At 39.4% G+C, this 16413-nt stretch carries 18 protein-coding genes; 1 reads left to right on the top strand and 17 read right to left on the bottom strand.

Translation table 11 applies throughout. The annotated features are described in order from the left end of the window. Window positions 1-60 precede the first annotated feature (60 nt). Window positions 61-177 carry a DUF4044 domain-containing protein gene (locus HMPREF2988_RS12265; RefSeq protein WP_002291876.1) on the top strand — a complete coding sequence of 39 codons (117 nt, stop codon included), beginning with the start codon at window positions 61-63 and terminating at the stop codon, window positions 175-177. Window positions 178-232: 55 nt separating this feature from the next. Here the strand turns inward: HMPREF2988_RS12265 and recN are convergent, their stop codons facing one another. The 17 genes from recN to HMPREF2988_RS12180 all read right to left on the bottom strand — a co-directional run bounded on the left by recN (window position 233) and on the right by HMPREF2988_RS12180 (window position 16270). After that, the gene (recN, locus tag HMPREF2988_RS12260; RefSeq protein WP_070770734.1) at window positions 233-1915 is read right to left on the bottom strand and encodes a DNA repair protein RecN; all 1683 of its coding nucleotides are present in this window, start codon (window positions 1913-1915) and stop codon (window positions 233-235) included. Window positions 1916-1932: 17 nt separating this feature from the next. Then, window positions 1933-2382: an arginine repressor gene (locus HMPREF2988_RS12255; RefSeq protein WP_002291879.1), complete on the bottom strand. Its 450-nt coding sequence runs from the start codon at window positions 2380-2382 to the stop codon at window positions 1933-1935. Between the two features lie 106 nt (window positions 2383-2488). After that, window positions 2489-3307 carry a TlyA family RNA methyltransferase gene (locus HMPREF2988_RS12250; RefSeq protein ID WP_024634769.1) on the bottom strand — a complete coding sequence of 273 codons (819 nt, stop codon included), beginning with the start codon at window positions 3305-3307 and terminating at the stop codon, window positions 2489-2491. A gap of 8 nt (window positions 3308-3315) precedes the next feature. After that, window positions 3316-4206, bottom strand: a complete 891-nt coding sequence (locus tag HMPREF2988_RS12245) for a polyprenyl synthetase family protein (RefSeq protein WP_070770733.1) — start codon at window positions 4204-4206, stop codon at window positions 3316-3318. 1 nt (window position 4207) lies between these two features. Next, on the bottom strand, window positions 4208-4432 hold the full coding sequence (locus HMPREF2988_RS12240) for an exodeoxyribonuclease VII small subunit (protein WP_002286657.1): 225 nt from the start codon (window positions 4430-4432) through the stop codon (window positions 4208-4210). A gap of 4 nt (window positions 4433-4436) precedes the next feature. Beyond that, window positions 4437-5774, bottom strand: coding sequence for an exodeoxyribonuclease VII large subunit (gene xseA, locus HMPREF2988_RS12235; protein WP_002315413.1), 1338 nt, complete (start codon window positions 5772-5774; stop codon window positions 4437-4439). Beyond that, on the bottom strand, window positions 5775-6629 hold the full coding sequence (locus HMPREF2988_RS12230) for a bifunctional methylenetetrahydrofolate dehydrogenase/methenyltetrahydrofolate cyclohydrolase (RefSeq protein ID WP_070770732.1): 855 nt from the start codon (window positions 6627-6629) through the stop codon (window positions 5775-5777). A gap of 96 nt (window positions 6630-6725) precedes the next feature. Further along, a complete protein-coding gene (nusB, locus tag HMPREF2988_RS12225) occupies window positions 6726-7175 on the bottom strand; it encodes a transcription antitermination factor NusB (protein WP_002286662.1) in 450 nt (149 codons plus the stop codon). Then, window positions 7168-7593: an Asp23/Gls24 family envelope stress response protein gene (locus HMPREF2988_RS12220; RefSeq protein WP_002291889.1), complete on the bottom strand. Its 426-nt coding sequence runs from the start codon at window positions 7591-7593 to the stop codon at window positions 7168-7170. Before HMPREF2988_RS12220 ends, nusB begins: the two co-directional genes overlap by 8 nt. A gap of 246 nt (window positions 7594-7839) precedes the next feature. After that, the gene (locus HMPREF2988_RS12215; protein WP_002315415.1) at window positions 7840-8904 is read right to left on the bottom strand and encodes a M24 family metallopeptidase; all 1065 of its coding nucleotides are present in this window, start codon (window positions 8902-8904) and stop codon (window positions 7840-7842) included. 172 nt (window positions 8905-9076) lie between these two features. Beyond that, window positions 9077-9322 carry a GlsB/YeaQ/YmgE family stress response membrane protein gene (locus HMPREF2988_RS12210; protein WP_002291892.1) on the bottom strand — a complete coding sequence of 82 codons (246 nt, stop codon included), beginning with the start codon at window positions 9320-9322 and terminating at the stop codon, window positions 9077-9079. Window positions 9323-9460: 138 nt separating this feature from the next. Next, complete coding sequence (locus HMPREF2988_RS12205) at window positions 9461-9835, bottom strand: DUF956 family protein (RefSeq protein ID WP_002286668.1); 375 nt, start codon at window positions 9833-9835, stop codon at window positions 9461-9463. Window positions 9836-9917: 82 nt separating this feature from the next. Next, the gene (locus HMPREF2988_RS12200; protein ID WP_002310262.1) at window positions 9918-10832 is read right to left on the bottom strand and encodes a PTS system mannose/fructose/sorbose family transporter subunit IID; all 915 of its coding nucleotides are present in this window, start codon (window positions 10830-10832) and stop codon (window positions 9918-9920) included. A gap of 20 nt (window positions 10833-10852) precedes the next feature. Further along, window positions 10853-11656, bottom strand: coding sequence for a PTS mannose/fructose/sorbose transporter subunit IIC (locus HMPREF2988_RS12195; RefSeq protein ID WP_002310261.1), 804 nt, complete (start codon window positions 11654-11656; stop codon window positions 10853-10855). A gap of 32 nt (window positions 11657-11688) precedes the next feature. Continuing rightward, window positions 11689-12678 carry a mannose/fructose/sorbose PTS transporter subunit IIB gene (locus HMPREF2988_RS12190; protein WP_002289456.1) on the bottom strand — a complete coding sequence of 330 codons (990 nt, stop codon included), beginning with the start codon at window positions 12676-12678 and terminating at the stop codon, window positions 11689-11691. 102 nt (window positions 12679-12780) lie between these two features. Next, window positions 12781-13272 carry a mannose/fructose/sorbose PTS transporter subunit IIB gene (locus tag HMPREF2988_RS12185; RefSeq protein WP_002289455.1) on the bottom strand — a complete coding sequence of 164 codons (492 nt, stop codon included), beginning with the start codon at window positions 13270-13272 and terminating at the stop codon, window positions 12781-12783. A gap of 190 nt (window positions 13273-13462) precedes the next feature. Then, a complete protein-coding gene (locus HMPREF2988_RS12180; protein ID WP_180363537.1) occupies window positions 13463-16270 on the bottom strand; it encodes a sigma-54-dependent transcriptional regulator in 2808 nt (935 codons plus the stop codon). Window positions 16271-16413: the final 143 nt, after the last annotated feature.

Raw genomic sequence — 16413 nt, 5'->3', positions numbered from 1 at the left:
GTAGAAAAGACAAAAAGATTGTACACTTGGATTAACTAATTAATTACGAGGTTGAAAACAATGCGTGAAAAAAAACAAACAAGTACTTTTGCTAAAGTAACAAAATTTGTCATTTGGACGATGCTGATTTTAACGATTGGGTCTGTTGTATTGACTGCTGTCATGAGTGTCATGTAAAAAATAAAATATAGCTATCAGCTGCTAAAAAGGACCTGAACCACTACGAGGTGGATCAGGTCCTTCTTGCGAGTTGCAATAGTTCTTTTGCATGTTCGAGTGTCAGTTTTGTAATCTCACTTCCAGCTAGCATGCGTGCAATTTCTTCTTCTCTTTCTTTTGTTTTCAATTCTGAAACAGAAGTTTGCGTACGACCATCAATCACTGCTTTCACGATATAATATTGATAGTCGGCGACTGCGGCGACTTGCGGTAGATGAGTGATGCACAAAACTTGAGAGTATTTCGATATTTGAGAAATTTTATCCGCGATGGCTTGTGCAACTCTTCCACTTACACCTGTATCCACTTCATCAAAGATAATACTTGTCACACCTTGCTCAGAAGAAAAAATCGTTTTCAAAGCCAGTAACATCCGAGATAATTCGCCACCAGAAGCGACTTTCACTAAAGGCTTCAGCGGCTCTCCTGGATTGGTCGTAATGTAGAATTCGATTTGGTCAAACCCATCATGATTCAATTGTCTGTTTTCTTCTTTTAAGAAACGTACTTCAAACTCAGTGTTTTCCATATACAGACTTTTTAATTCATGCAGAATGGATTTTTCCAATTCTTTTGCGATTTTTTTACGCGCTTCATGAAGATCTGCGGCTTGTTGCTGAAGTAGAAGCTCTTTTTGCTCTAGTTCCTCTTTCATTTTGTCCAATTGACCTTCTGAAAAATCAGAAGAAGCTAGCTCTTCGGTGATTTCGTCATAGTAAGCCAATATCGACTCAATGGATTCGCCATATTTGCGTTTCAACTGTCGGATTAATTCTAGACGTTGAGTCACTTCTTCTAAACGGTTCTCATCTAACTCCAACAAATCGATTTGACGACTCATGTCTCCGATTGCATCTTGTAACAAATAGTAAGCACTTTGGATATTTTCATAAATTGCTTCATACTCCACATCTAGATGTGCGATCCCTTGCAATTCTGCAACGGCCAAGCCAACGCCATCTACACTGTTTTGTTCATTATTCGTCAGTGCTCCGTAGCCTGCAGCTAATCCATCAGCAATTTTTTGATAATTGCTAAGTTTTTCTCTTTCTTCTTTTAATTTCTCTTCTTCTCCGACTTGCAAATCAGCAGCAGCTATTTCTTCTTGCTGGAAATGGAGCATATCTATTCTCTGAACATAGGATTTTTCATTTTGCTGCACTTTTCGTACCCTTTTTTCCAGCTCACGATAAGAGGTATATTCTTGCTGATAACTCTTTTTCTTCTGTTGGAAAGCTGCATCTCCAAAACGATCCAATAAAGCAAGATGTGATTCAGGCTGGAGCAGTTCCTGATGTTCGTTTTGCCCTTGGATATCCACTAAATAACTGCCGATTTTCCTTAGATTAGCTAGCGTGATGATGTGACCATTCACTCGGCAAACATTTTTTCCAGTCAACGACATATCTCGTCGAACGATCAGAATGTCTTCATCCGTTTCGATACCTAATTCAACCATCAATTCAGAGAATCCTTCTTGTTTCGGAAGTTCAAACAATCCTTCAAGAATGCATTTTTCTGCGCCTTGACGTATATAATCGCTTGAACCTCTTCCTCCTGCTAACAAACCTAAAGCATCGATAATGATGGATTTACCCGCACCAGTCTCTCCGGTCAGCGCGGTCATTCCTTCGTGAAAAGAAAGCCGCAATTCCGGAATAATCGCAAAGTTAGTAATACTGATTTCTTGTAGCATCACATTCGCTCCTCAACTTAAAGGTAATGCAGGAAGTCTTTCTTTAGTAAAACTGCCTGGTCTTCAGTTCGTGTAATCATCAAAACATTATCGTCATCATTGATAATCGAAAATAATTCTTTCTTGTAGCGCTTATCGATCAAATTCGCTGCTGCCGAAGCATTCCCCGGCAAAGTTTTCAAAGTAACAAATTTTTCCATTTGGTCAACTGCTACGAAAGCGTCTTTTAACAGTTTTTCCAATTTAGTATTTACATCTTCATTTGTTTCAGCTGGTATACTATAACGGTAGCCGCCATCTGAGGCCGGTACCTTAATCAGTTTTAGTTCCTTTATATCTCTGGAAATCGTAGCTTGAGTAACAGATATTCCTTTGCTTTTCAGGATTTCAACAAATTCTTCCTGCTTTCGGATATCTTGCTCACTCAACAATCGAGTAATCAAACGATGCCGATCTTTTTTTCTCATTACGTCTTCGCTCCTTAGCTTATTCTTCTTAACCAATGATAGCTTATTTCCTTGGTATAATAAAGAAGAATCCGCATACTTCTCACTTGATTTTCACAGTTACAATTTATTTATGGTCAAACTGTTCGTGTGCGTTTGAAACCACTTCTGCCATATTAATAGCTGGATTGATCGTGCCGCTTTCAGGTACCTTCCTCAAGTGAGCCAAGAACTCGATATTTCCTTCTCCCCCCGTGATTGGAGAATAACTTACTTCCAGCACATCATATCCACCTTGTGCCGCAAATGACAAAATGTCTTCTAAAACTTTTTGATGGGTCTGTGCGTCACGAACAATTCCGTTTTTCCCTACAGCTTCTCTGCCTGCTTCGAATTGGGGTTTGATTAAGGCAATCACTTCTCCCTCTTCTTTTAAAATAGCATGTAATGGAGGCAGCATCAGTTTTAGTGAAATAAAAGAAACATCGATGACAGCAACTTCTGGAATCCCTAAGGTAAAGTCTTCGGGTTTTGCATAACGAAAATTCACTCTTTCCATTACGACGACTCTAGGATCTTGTCTGATTTTCCAAGCTAGCTGATTGTAACCGACATCTAAAGCATAACTCATTTTAGCGCCATTTTGCAAAGCTGCATCAGTAAATCCGCCAGTGGAAGCACCGATATCTAACAATGTTTTTCCTTCAACAGATAGATCAAATGCTTTGAGCGCTTTTTCTAATTTTAATCCACCCCGAGAAACATAAGGAAGTTTTTTACCTTTGACTCTTAATTCACTACTTACTGGAATTTTTTCTCCCGGTTTATCAAACCGCTCGTTTTTTTCGTTGTAAATCAAACCAGCCATAACTGAACGTTTGGCTTGTTCTCTTGTTTCAAATAATCCTTGTTTGACCGCTAATACATCTACGCGTTCTTTTTCCATTCTTTCCCTCATTTCTCCACATCAAATTGCTTGATCATCTGGCGCATTAGCCTGCCATCAAAAGAAAAAACGTCCTCTTCTAATTTGTCTATGATCTTATTAGCGGATAACAACTCAATCTCCAACGCCTCATGTGTCTTTTCTAGTCCTAATAAACGCGGGTAAGTGTTTTTTTCCATACGTTCATCTTTGCCAGCTGTTTTCCCTAACGTTTTCGTTGTACCAATCACATCAAGTAGATCATCTCTTATCTGGAAAGCCAAACCTAAATGTTCGGCTAATCGTTGAAGTAGCAATAAGATTTCTTCAGGTTGCTTCGCTAATATACCTCCAGCTAGCAAGGCATAACGAATCAAACGTCCTGTCTTTCTTTCATGAATAAATGCTAATTCCTCTAATGAAAGCTTTTTTGATTCTCCTTCGATATCTGCAGCTTGTCCAGCCACCATACCTTGTGATCCCGCACAAACAGCTAATTGCTGAAGCAACAGAAGCTTAGGAGAATGACCCAAGTGTGCCATACTGATCAGCTGGAATGCGCCTGTCAGTAAACCATCTCCAGCCAATATAGCTAACGCTTCGCCGAATACTTTGTGATTGGTAGGTTTTCCCCTTCGAAGATCATCATTGTCCATCGCAGGCAAATCATCGTGGATCAAGGAATACGTATGCACCATTTCTAAAGCAGCTGCTACTTGATAGACGGGAACATCGATAGGCTCATCAAAGGAAGCAACGGCCGCTAAAAGTAATAAGGGACGGATTCTTTTTCCACCTGCTTTTACTGAATAAGTCATCGCATCACAGAGTGCTCTATCCGTCGTATGTTCATCTAAAAAAGACAAGATTTCTTTTTCTACAGCAGGTAGATGAATAGCTGAAAAGTCAGTTAATCTCATCTCAGCTTTCCTCGTTTCCGTCAAAATCAACTTCTTCATTTGATTCTGTCATCATTTTCGTCAAAGTTTCTTCTGCTTTAGCTAAGGTATCTTGGCAATGTTTGCTTAATTCCATTCCTCGTTTAAACGAATCTAGAGCTGATTCTAATGGAACGTCTCCTTGTTCTAGCTGCATGACGATTTTTTCTAATTCTTGCAGTGACTCTTCAAAAGTTGGATTTTCCATATTCTTATTCTCCTTTATCTATCTCTTGTACTTGTCCTTTAACGATTCCATCTTGATAATGGATTGTCAGCAAATCCCCTTGATGAATCTCGGAGACACTTTTTACTACTTGATCATTTAACGTCGTATAGCTGTAGCCTCTTCCCATGATTTTCAATGGACTCAACAAATCAAGAGATTGAACAGCTTGAGCAAAACGCTGCTGCTGTTGTTTCATATATTGTTGGATTTTCTCTTCTAAACGTTTTTCTAGATAAGCAGTTTCTTGGCGGGCTGCTTTGACTCGATAAAGCGGAGCCACTTGTTCCAATTGGTGGCTTAACGCGATCGTTTGCTTTTCTTTTGCATGATAAATCTGCTGTGTAGCTTGATATAATCGCTGTTTCAATTGATCTAATTTGATGGTCTGTCCTTCATACAATCTTTCAGGCTGCCGAAAGACATAGGAACGTCGAGCACGCTCGAACCGTTCTTGTTTGCGCTGGATCTGGCGTACAAACGCCTGCTGCAATCTAGCTTGCCGTTCTTGAATGCGCATCAACTCTTCTGACAAAACAGGAACAGCTAATTCTGCAGCTGCTGTTGGAGTAGCAGCCCGAACATCTGCTACTAAATCAGCGATCGTGGTATCTGTTTCATGTCCCACAGATGAGATCACCGGCGTATTGGCTTGATAAATCGCTCGGGCAACCCGTTCTTCATTAAACGGCCACAAATCCTCAATCGATCCGCCCCCACGACCAATGATCATTGTATCAAAATCGCCCATCTCTTCTACTCGTCGAATATTTTTGACAACATTGTCCGCTGCTTGATTCCCTTGTACAACGGTTGGGAACAAAACCAATTGGACAATTGGATACCTTCTTTTCACCGTCGTGATGATATCGCGTATAACCGCTCCGCTTGGACTGGTAAGAATCGCGATTCGCTTTGGGAAACGCGGCAACATTTTTTTAGGACCTTGAAAAAGGCCTTCCTTCATCAGCTTTTCTTTTCGTTCTTCCAATTCTTGATATAAAGCACCTATTCCATCAGGCTCCATGTGCTCTACATAGATTTGATACGAACCTCCCGCTTCATAGAGTGAAATACGCCCAACAACAAGGACTTTCATTCCTTCTTTTGGCTGGAATCGTAATTTTTGGAATGCACCTTTGAACATAATAGCAGATATTTTTGCATGATCATCTTTTAAGCTGAAATATTGATGGGCATTGGCGCGTAAACGGAAATTCGATATTTCACCGGTTAAATATACCCGTTCTAAATAAGGATCGGCATCAAATTTACGTTTCAAATACCTCGTTAATGTAGTGACAGTTAAATATTCTTGTGCCATTTATTCACCTGCTCCAAAAGCTTCGGCAGATTTTACGGTTTGATACATCAGCATTGTGATAGTCATTGGCCCTACACCCTTTGGCACAGGAGTGATCCAGCCTGCAATAGGCTCCACTTCATCAAATTTCACATCACCGATCAGCTTACCGTTAGCATCACGGTTCATCCCTACATCGATCACTACAGCACCTGGTTTTACGAATTCTTTTGTGACAAAATGTCCACGTCCTATCGCTACGACTAAGATATCTGCTTCTTGTGCCAGTTCAGCCAGATTTTCGGTTTTAGAATGAGCAACAGTAACAGTTGCATCTGCCATCAAGAGCAGCTGAGCCATCGGTTTGCCGACGATATTGCTTCGTCCGATAACTACTGCTCGTTTACCCGCCGGATTGATAGAATAAGCTTCAAACATTTTCATGATGCCATATGGCGTACAAGGAATCTTGTCCGGTTTACCCGCAAGGAGTCTGCCTAAATTCATTGGATGAAAACCGTCTACGTCTTTTTCAGGACGGATAGCTAACAGGATCTTTTCTTCATCTATATGCTTTGGCAATGGTAATTGAACCAATATACCATGAAATCTAGGATCTTGATTGTATTTTTCGATTTCTGCAAGTAGTTCGTTTTCAGAAATCGTCTCAGGATAACGCTCTACTGATGAATGGATTCCGATTTCTTTTGCTACGCGTTCTTTATTTCTTACATAGATTTGACTGGCTGGATTTTCCCCTACCAATAAAACAACTAATCCGGGATGGATACCATTATCTTTCAATTTTTGGATTTTTTCAGCAATGTCTGCCTGCATTTTTTCAGCTAATTCTTTTCCGTTAATCAATTCTGCCATCTAACCACTCCCAGATATTTTTTGTGTTTTCATTCTACCATAGAATTTTCCCGATTTATAACAGGTTTATGATGATTCACAGAAAAAAGCTAGGACTTACGCCCCAGCTTCTAATTCTTTTAATACATTGGATAAAACACCGTTGACGAATTTACGCGAACGGTCATCACTAAATGTTTTTGCCAACTCAATTGCTTCATTTAAAGCAACAGCCGCTGGTACATCTGTCACATAAGTCATTTCAAAAATCGCGATACGCAAGATCACCAAATCCATTTTTGAGATCCGATTGATATGCCAATTGTTTTTCAAATGTTTTTCGATCACTTTATCCAATTCATCTTTTTTTGCACAGACACCGCCAACTAGCGTATCAAGATAAACAGGAACAAACTCTGATTCATCTTCATTGATCATGTCGCGGTGGTCTAATTCGATTGCGTTGAAAATCGCATCTTCTTTTGTTAGGTCTGCATTGAAGTCTAACGGAAATAAAGCCTGCAATGCCATCTCCCGAATCTCGTGTCTTGATAATTCTTTATTCATTCTCTTCCTCTTCGTCTTCAAAAAGTTCTTCGATTGTTGGTTGTTCTAATTTTTCAGGAACAACAGCTACTACATGGATATTGACTTCAGCTAGATCGATATCTGTCATGAAAAGGACTTGCTGGCTAACCCGTTCTTGCATTTCCATTGCAACTTTAGGAACTGAAACACCATATTCCAGGTAGCAGTAAAGATCTACTTTCAAGCCATCTTCCTCATTTGCCAAGTAAACACCTTTTCCGTGAGCTGCTCGTCCTAATAATTCAGTGACATTGCTGGCAAAAGTTCCGCGCATTCCGTATACGCCTTCTACTTTAGAAGCAGCAATCCCGATGATTACTTCGATGACTTCAGGAGCAATCACAATCTCTCCCAAATCTTGGTTTGCGTTTAAAATCAAATTTTTTTCATCTGCCATTTATTTATTCCTCCCTTTGCCTAAGCACGAGATACATCCGAATTCTCTATGATGCGGCTATAATGATCATTTGGTAAAAAAACTGCCGCCGATCAGCTGCAAATTGCTATGAATTGGAGAAAATATCCAACTTTATTATCTCTTACAGCTTAAAAGTTCTTCTATAGTGTATCATTAAATCAAGCGATTTTCTATAACAAAGTCTGTGAACACTGATTTTTACGCTTACTTCTTTTATGGACGAGACTATAAGATGATCAATTCTTTTGGTGAACGAGTCAATACACGATTGCCATCTTCTGTGATCAGCAAATCGTCCTCAATACGTACCCCACCGATTCCTGGTAAGTAGATCCCTGGCTCGTCAGTAATTACATTTCCTGGTACAAATTGCTTTTCCGCACGAGAAGAAACATTCGGTCCTTCGTGGATCTCCAGACCGATCCCATGTCCTGTAGAATGTCCAAATGCTTCACCGTAACCATGTTTTGAAATATAATCTCTAGCAACTGCGTCTAATTGTACACCAGTCATTCCTGGTTTCGCAGCATCAATAACCGCTAATTGCGCATCTAGAACTACTTGATATATTTCTTTTAATTTTTCTCCAGGATCACCAATAGCGAATGTACGTGTCATATCAGAAACATACCCTTCGTAATAGCAGCCAAAATCCAACGTGATCAAGTCACCTTGTTCGATGAGTTTCTTGCTTGCTACACCATGCGGCATAGCCGAACGCAATCCGCTAGCAACGATCGTATCAAAAGAAACACCTGAAGCGCCAAGAGAACGCATATAAAAGTCTAGTTGATTTGCGACTTCAATCTCAGTCATGCCCGGTTGGATCATTTTCAGGATGTGATCATAAGCCATATCCGCAATATTACATGCTTTTTCGATAATGGCGATTTCTTCTTCATCTTTCACTTCTCTAAGTTCTTCAATCATCTGTGAAACAGGTACTAATTCCGCATCGATGATTTCTTCTAAAACCGAATATTCTAAAAATGAGACTGTTGTTTCCTCAAAAGCTAATGAGTGCAGTTCTTCTTTGCGTACTAAGTTTGCTACCTCATCAAAAATAGGTCCGACATTTTTAATAATTTCAAACCCTTGAGCCTGCGCTGCCGCCTGCTCGGTATAACGAAAATCAGTAATAAAAAATGCTTTTTCCAAAGTAATAACAGCTAATCCTGTCGTACCTGTAAAGTTCGTTAAGTAACGAAGATTGTACGGACTGGTAACCAAAAATGAATCCAAATTTTCTTCTTGCATTTTTTTGCGCAATTTTTCTACACGTAGCATCATAATGAAACTCCCTCTTTCTTTGCACGCTTTTTTCTATTATAGCAAACTTTTCTTCGTACACGACAGTTAAATAAAAATTTCCGGAAAACTTCTTTTTCTTTTAAAGAAAGAAAGCCAAAAAGGAGTCACAGTCTCGCTGCAACTCCTTTTAGTTTACTATTTTGTAAAAAACTTATGACCGTTTTCCAAAGAAAAACGAGACAACTGCTACCAAAATCACTGCGCCTAAAATAGATGGAATAAGTGCCATACCTGCAGCTTTTGGTCCCCATTCGCCGAAAATCGCTTGTCCAATACTTGAACCAACTAATCCAGCAATGATATTCGTGATACAGCCCATCGAATTTCCTTTGCTGGTGATTGCACCTGCAATCGCTCCGATCACAGCTCCAACAATCAATGTCCATAACCAACTCATAATATAACCTCCTTCTTTGCTAATCAATTTTAGCATAAGGGATTTAAAGGGGACAAATAATTGGTTCTGCTATTTCATATTTTCTTCTGCAAAGTAAAAAAATAAAGAAAACCTCCCCTTAGAAGTTTTCTTTATTTTTTATTTGCGTTTAAACATGCTACGGATACCACGTTTCACTACATCGAAGAAACTCAATGACTGTACCATTCTATCTTCATCTACATATTCTCTGATCGCACGAAGTACTTTTTTAGGTTCTTTGGAAGAAAATGTGTATGTACCATTTTTTTTCGTTTGAATGGCATATCGAGGAATCCATTTTCCTTTTAGCATAACCGATGCTAGTACATAATCCACTTCTTCCCATGGAATTTGGATATATTTGCGTCTATCTCGCGCATGGTAAAATTCAAAGCCATTATCGCCTATCATGATTTGTCCGTAATCTGTCAGCCCCGTAAATGAAGTAGCGTCAATTACTAAGTCTACTTTTGTATTGATTGATTGAACCATTTTCTCCCTCCAAATATCTGTTTATTCACAGTATACTATATAAAAAAAGCTCGGGACAACGCCCGAGCTATATTTTTATGGATTATAAAAGTCCGATGACGTGTCCTACAACACCGACTACGAATAAGCCAAGGATAATAACGATTGGAGAAACTTTTTTCTTAAGCAACCACATACAGAACAATGTTAATCCTAATGCAGCTAAACCAGGAATCAATTGGTCTAAGTTGTCTTGTAACGTTGTTACCTTTTCAGGAGAAAGGGCTAAGCCATTATTAACTTGTTCAAATGCACTCTTGATTCCTTCACCACCTGAAGGTAATTTATCCCATTCGATGTAAGCACCTTTATCTAATTTTACAGTTGATACAACTGGTAAGAATTTGATTGATACCCATCTTTGTACCAAGGCAGCTAATACGAACATCCCTAAAATAGAAGCACCTTTTGTTACGTCTTGTAATAATCCGCCAGAAAGGTCATCCGTAATTTTAGAACCAGCTCTGTAGCCGAATTCTTGTGTATACCACATGAATGCCCAACGAATAATGTTCCAACCTAAGAAGAAGATGATTGGTCCAAGGATATTTCCTCCCATAGCTAATGAAGCACCTAGTGCACCTAGCATTGGACGTACTGTAAACCAGAACACTGGGTCACCAACACCAGCTAAAGGACCCATCATACCTACTTTAACCCCTTGAATCGCTACATCATCAACAGGTGCGCCATTCGCACGTTCTTCTTCCAGTGCCAATGTAACCCCTAAAATTGGAGAAGCAATGTATGGGTGTGTATTAAAGAATTCCAAGTGACGTTTCAATGCTGCAGAACGTTCTTCTTTTGTTTTGTATAATTTTTTGATTGCTGGAATCATAGAAAATGCCCAGCCACCGTTTTGCATACGTTCGTAGTTCCATGAACCTTGAATGAAGGTAGAGCGCCATGCAACAGCTAAACGATCTTTTTTTGATAATTTGATTTTTTCTTCTGCCATTTTATTTTCCTCCTTCAAGATTAATAGTCATTCAAAATGTCGCCTAAAGGGTCACCAGAGTTGCTTCCGCCTCCATTATTTGATGAACCACCCATTTTAGAAAGGTTCAAGTAAATAAGAGCTAATGCAACACCTAAAGCACCTAGAGCAATCAATGTTAATTGAGAAATTGCAGCTACAACGAAACCGATAATGAAGAATGGCCATACTTCTTTTGTAGCCATCATGTTGATTACCAAAGCGTAACCTACAGCTACGACCATTCCCCCACCGATAGCCATACCATCTGTTAACCATGCTGGCATTGATTCAAGGAATGATTGCACAGTTTGTGCTGGGATAAATAGCAATGCTGCTGCTGGGACCGCGATACGAACCCCTTGTAAACATACAGCAATGATGTGCCACATTTCAACCGTACGGATGTTTCCTTCTTCAGCAGCTGCATCCATCAAATGAACGATTGGAACAGCGATTGTACGTACGATCATTGTTAAGAACAACCCTGCAACAGCCAAAGGAACGGCAATCGCGATCGCAGAAGGAACACCTTTAACACCTTGTCCACCTAAAACTAAAATAATTGCTGATGCTACTGATGCTAATGCAGCATCTGGTGCTACAGCGGCACCGATATTTGCCCAACCTAAAGCGATCATTTGAAGCGTACCGCCAAGTACGATACCAGCTTCGAGGTTTCCGGTAACTAAACCGATCAATGTACATGCCACTAGTGGTTGATGAAATTGAAATTCATCAAGAATACCTTCCATACCAGCTAGAAAGGCAACTAATACGACTAAAATTATTGAAATAATAGACATGATAAGCCTCCTATAAATTTTAATATTATTTATTACGCTTTTGCTAATTCAGCTTTTGCTTTTTTCAAAATGTCATCCATGTTATCGCGTGAATCATTAGGTACTTTACGTACATCGAATTTCACACCTTTTTGTTCAAGCTTCTCAAACGCTTCAACATCTTCTTGTCCCATAGACAATACTTTACTTACAACGACTTTACCAACCGAATGCGCCATTGACCCAACATTTAATTCTTTGATGTCCACGCCACCTTCAACAGCTGTCAATACGTCTTCAGGATTTTCAAATAAAAGCAATGCTTTGGTATTTCCAAAACGAGGGTCTTTTGCGACTTCGATCATTTTGCTAATAGGAATAACATTTGCTTTTACACCTGGAGGAGCAGCTTGTTCGATTAGTCTCTTACGCAGATCATCCTTTGATACTGCATCTGAAACAACGATAATACGGTTTGGTTGCACTGCTTTTGTCCAAGCTGTCGCAACTTGTCCATGTAACAGACGTGAGTCAACACGAGCTAATACATATTTGATTTTCCCGTCTCCGACCACAGTTCCTTCTGGAAGCGCTCCTTTAGGTTGTGCGTCTTCAACTGCTGCTTTCGGTGCTTCTGCCGGTTCTAATTCTTCCGGTTTCACTTTTACACCATCTTTTGCTGTTTCAATGATATGCGCTGCAATTTCATGAGCAGATTCCATTGAAAAGCGTGATGCATAGGCTTCAATCAACATTGGCAAATTCAAACCGCTGACGATTGCCCATTTATCTTTGTGCTCTTCGAATAATGTGTTTGATTGATTGAACGGTGTTCCGCCCCATAAATCAACTAAGAATAACACTTCGTCTTGATTATCAAAAGAAGCAACCGCTTCTTCCAATTTGGCTCTCAAGTCATCTGGACCTTCACTTGGTTTCAAAATCACGGCTTTGACGTTTTCTTGTTCGCCAAAGATCATTGAACCGGATTGTAAGATTCCTTCAGCAAATTGTCCATGACTTGCTAGGATAATCCCTACCATATTTATACCTCCTATTTACTTTTGTTGTAACAAATTCAAAAATATTAATAATTGCTAACCATTACAACAGAATTATTTGACCTTTTCCAACAACCATTTTTGTTACACCTTTTTGATTTTCGCTAGTAGTTCCATCAAAAGGATTTTCCTGTCAGCAGGTACTTTTCGAATCTCTAACTCCACTTCTTGACTGTTCAAGTAACGAAAGGAATCAATATCTTGTTGATTTACTGAAACAAAATTGGTAATCATTGATTTGCCTTCAGTAAAACTCATACCGCCGATATTCAACGACTTCAACTGTACACCGCAGCGGACAACCGCTTCAACATCTTGGGGATTGGTGAATAAAAGCATCACTTTCGCTCGTGATAATAGTCCACTATGATAGATTTGAATCATTTTCTGCACGGTTATTACATTTGCTGTGATTCCCGGCGGTGCAGCTTCTTTTAATAGAAACTTTCTCAATTTATCTTGAGCAACTACATCGCTGATCACAATGATACGTTCAACACCTGTTTGCTTCGACCAAACTGTTGCGACTTGCCCGTGGATTAAACGATCATCTATACGTGCCAATCGAATATCCATCTGCAAAACTCCTTCTTCCTCACTACTTCACAGAAACCCCTATCATTTCTGTGTGAACAACCACCTCCTAGCACACACTACTATAAGCAAAAAGCGTGCCAACTTTTTTATGATACACTAATTGAATTTAAAGGATTCTTAACCAATACACAAAAACGATACACTATGAAAGTGTATCGTTTTTGTGTATTTAAGGCATAGTGTATTCTTTTTTATCTAGCTGATTATGCACTAGACGTAGCAGATAATACATTTCTTCTATTGGCACTTTTACTTTTATCTTATCTTCTAGCAGGACAACCGAGGCTGTTAATTGATTATAAAGAGGATCACTCATTGTATTCGTCAATTCGTTTTCTTCCACCGTCAACGTTTCATTTCGAATAATCCGTTCGATCATTCCTGCTGCGTGCATCACTAAGTTGATCTTAAAACCATATTCTTCATTGCCAATTCCCATCGTCTGAGAGACTTGTGTAGAAAATTGCCACATTGGATCGATTAGTTTACTACCATTGATAAAGATGAAGTTCTCAGAGATAAACTCAACACATGTTTTTTTAGCTGTCTCTTCATCTAGCGAGACGAATTCAGTTTCTTCCATTTCTGATTCCATAAGCAACTGATCCAAAATGACTTCGATATTTTGATCAATGAAGCGCTCTAAAGGAATAAATGGTGCTTGGATATTCAAATCAGTAATTCCAGTAGTTGCTATGATCTGATATTCTTTTTGGATAACTGGCAATTCTTCTTTCACTTCCACAATCGACAAAGCTAGAACTTCTAATTCTGTTTCTTGACGCTTATTTACCGCTCGTTCGATCAATTCTTTGATTCTTTGCGCTGTACCTTCGCCAGATGCACAAATGGCCAAAACAGCTTTTTTCTTATGGATAGGTTTTGTTTCCTGGACAGGTTCTACAGAAGATATTTCTGCGTAACCTCGAAAATTCTTCAATGATTCATGCAACATATCTAAATCTGTCCCTAATACAGAGACCTTTCGCACAGTTTCCAAAACTAGAGAAGTTGTTACCATGTCAACGGTACGTACAGGTATCCCGGTGTCTCGCTGAATTTGCGAATTAAATGAGGCGAGGGACCCCATATCCACTAATAGTATGACCCCGCTTCCTTCATCTACTTCTTGTACATTGCGTTCAATTCGGTCTAAAGCTGTTTTCGGATCCATATCCAACGGCATGTCTACTGCTCGTACATTCTCTGCATCTAACAACTGTTGGACAACCTGAACCATACTGCTTGCTGTACTGTTTCCGTGAGCCGCAACGACTACACCGATTCTGCCGCTTGCTTGGTTCGCCCGTAACGAGACGAGTAGAACAGTCAAGTAGTAGTCTTCACTTTCTGGAATATCCACTTGAAAATACTTTTCTATATAACTACGCACTTCTTTCGCAACAGCATATTCATCTGGAAAATCAAATGCCATCTCACGGATATTATCATTCGTATGCCGTTCTTCTCCTAAATTGATCTTTTTCAAAAACGAACTGATATGCAAGCTCATAGCATAAATAAAGTTTTGCTGAAAGTCATATGGTAAAGATCTTTTGACCATTACATAAATCTGATTGGTCACTTCTATGATTTTTGGATCTACAAATTCTGCTAATTTGCTATCTGCATTAAAAGAAAACCCATGGTCTTTATAAAAAGACTTCAGATGGATGTTGATATCTGTAGAAATAAAGTGATTGATTGCTTCTTGGTCCAACCCATCCGACTTCAGCAAAGCTGCTTTATCTCCGATAATATCATATAGATTATAAGGTAATTCATAGGAGTCTGATTGGATTTTCATGATCGTATCGTTTGGTGCTACAGTTATCTTTGGCTCCAATATTTTAGAAAGCTCTGCCATTGCACTGCGGTTGCTTGCTAATTGAATCAATCCGCTACGAATCCCTTCTGTCAAATCATCAATCGTAATCGATATTTCGGGAGATTGCATATGATTTAGAAATCCTCGTGCGCATACTAACTGGATATTCGACTTCAATTGACCTATATTCCCATAAGTCACACTGCCAATCAGTGCTTTTGCTACATCTTCTGTCAAAGAGATCTTTCGTTGTGTGCGGTTTGCTTCGTGAGCAATCATAATTTTTACTAAATCGACTTTCTCATTTGCAGGACGTTTTTCAAAAGCCGGAAGTTTGATATTAATTGGGATACGCCGAACAAAAGTTTCCAATAGCGAAGAGCCTGGATCTTCTGTGGTCGCACCTACGATTCGTACATTTGCTTCATGGGATTTCGTTGTTTCTCCAAGTCGGCTGTAAGTCCCGTGATCCATAAAGTAAAAGATCATTTCTTGACCTTCTGGAGGCAATCGGTGAATTTCATCCAGAAATAGCATACCACCATCCGCTTGATCGATAATTCCCATTTTTTCTTCATCTGCACCTGTAAAGGCTCCTTTTGCATACCCAAATAAATGGCTCATCAAAAGCTCAGGGTTATTCGCGTAATCTGCACAATTGAAAACAATCAGTTCCGTTTCCTCATCTATTACATGATGTGCTTTGGCAAAGTGATACATCGCGTGCGCAAAATAAGTCTTTCCTGATCCGGTAGGTCCTGTAATCAAGCAATTTAATCCTCTTGGCGGATACAAGATCGCAGCTTTTGCCTGTTCCACCGAGTTTTTCATGCTACCATTAGCTCCAATGATTTTTGCAAAGATATCCTTAGTATCTATCTGGAGCGTGTTTTTTTCTTCAGAGACCGGCGTTTCTTTGTAACTGACCACATGTTTTGCAGCTGGCTTTACGCGCGTAGCGAGTGTTTGATATATGTAACGTACTGGTCGTCCATCTGTCTTTATCAGTTTTCCTTCGCGCACTAGCTGATTCAGATCCTTACTGCTATTCGTTCGTTGGATTCCTAACACTTCAGCAATTTCTTGTGTCGTTACTCCCTGGTCATATTCTGCCTTTGTTAAATGAGCGGTTTTTTCTTTGACATACATATAAATTCGGTCCATGCGTTTTGCCAATGGTATCGCTCCTTTTCTATAGACTGTTGTTCTTAGGCTTCAAAACATAATACTATGTATTTATTTCCGTTTCGTCAACTATTTACCTGATTTTGTTTTGTTGACAACAAGCGATG

It is taken from the genome of Enterococcus sp. HMSC061C05, from assembly GCF_001814765.1.
Lineage (GTDB): Bacteria > Bacillota > Bacilli > Lactobacillales > Enterococcaceae > Enterococcus_B > Enterococcus_B lactis.
The sequence above is the reverse complement of the archived record's forward strand: the minus strand, read 5'-3'. Positions and strand labels throughout refer to the sequence as shown.

Excerpts from the sequence above, each read along its gene's own strand:
- HMPREF2988_RS12265 (WP_002291876.1), top strand. The coding sequence starts at position 61 with ATGCGTGAAAAAAAACAAACAAGTACTTTTGCTAAAGTAACAAAATTT.
- recN (WP_070770734.1), bottom strand. The coding sequence starts at position 1,915 with ATGCTACAAGAAATCAGTATTACTAACTTTGCGATTATTCCGGAATTG.
- HMPREF2988_RS12255 (WP_002291879.1), bottom strand. The coding sequence starts at position 2,382 with ATGAGAAAAAAAGATCGGCATCGTTTGATTACTCGATTGTTGAGTGAG.
- HMPREF2988_RS12250 (WP_024634769.1), bottom strand. The coding sequence starts at position 3,307 with ATGGAAAAAGAACGCGTAGATGTATTAGCGGTCAAACAAGGATTATTT.
- HMPREF2988_RS12245 (WP_070770733.1), bottom strand. The coding sequence starts at position 4,206 with ATGAGATTAACTGACTTTTCAGCTATTCATCTACCTGCTGTAGAAAAA.
- HMPREF2988_RS12240 (WP_002286657.1), bottom strand. The coding sequence starts at position 4,432 with ATGGAAAATCCAACTTTTGAAGAGTCACTGCAAGAATTAGAAAAAATC.
- xseA (WP_002315413.1), bottom strand. The coding sequence starts at position 5,774 with ATGGCACAAGAATATTTAACTGTCACTACATTAACGAGGTATTTGAAA.
- HMPREF2988_RS12230 (WP_070770732.1), bottom strand. The coding sequence starts at position 6,629 with ATGGCAGAATTGATTAACGGAAAAGAATTAGCTGAAAAAATGCAGGCA.
- nusB (WP_002286662.1), bottom strand. The coding sequence starts at position 7,175 with ATGAATAAAGAATTATCAAGACACGAGATTCGGGAGATGGCATTGCAG.
- HMPREF2988_RS12220 (WP_002291889.1), bottom strand. The coding sequence starts at position 7,593 with ATGGCAGATGAAAAAAATTTGATTTTAAACGCAAACCAAGATTTGGGA.
- HMPREF2988_RS12215 (WP_002315415.1), bottom strand. The coding sequence starts at position 8,904 with ATGATGCTACGTGTAGAAAAATTGCGCAAAAAAATGCAAGAAGAAAAT.
- HMPREF2988_RS12210 (WP_002291892.1), bottom strand. The coding sequence starts at position 9,322 with ATGAGTTGGTTATGGACATTGATTGTTGGAGCTGTGATCGGAGCGATT.
- HMPREF2988_RS12205 (WP_002286668.1), bottom strand. The coding sequence starts at position 9,835 with ATGGTTCAATCAATCAATACAAAAGTAGACTTAGTAATTGACGCTACT.
- HMPREF2988_RS12200 (WP_002310262.1), bottom strand. The coding sequence starts at position 10,832 with ATGGCAGAAGAAAAAATCAAATTATCAAAAAAAGATCGTTTAGCTGTT.
- HMPREF2988_RS12195 (WP_002310261.1), bottom strand. The coding sequence starts at position 11,656 with ATGTCTATTATTTCAATAATTTTAGTCGTATTAGTTGCCTTTCTAGCT.
- HMPREF2988_RS12190 (WP_002289456.1), bottom strand. The coding sequence starts at position 12,678 with ATGGTAGGGATTATCCTAGCAAGTCATGGACAATTTGCTGAAGGAATC.
- HMPREF2988_RS12185 (WP_002289455.1), bottom strand. The coding sequence starts at position 13,272 with ATGGATATTCGATTGGCACGTATAGATGATCGTTTAATCCACGGGCAA.
- HMPREF2988_RS12180 (WP_180363537.1), bottom strand. The coding sequence starts at position 16,270 with ATGTATGTCAAAGAAAAAACCGCTCATTTAACAAAGGCAGAATATGAC.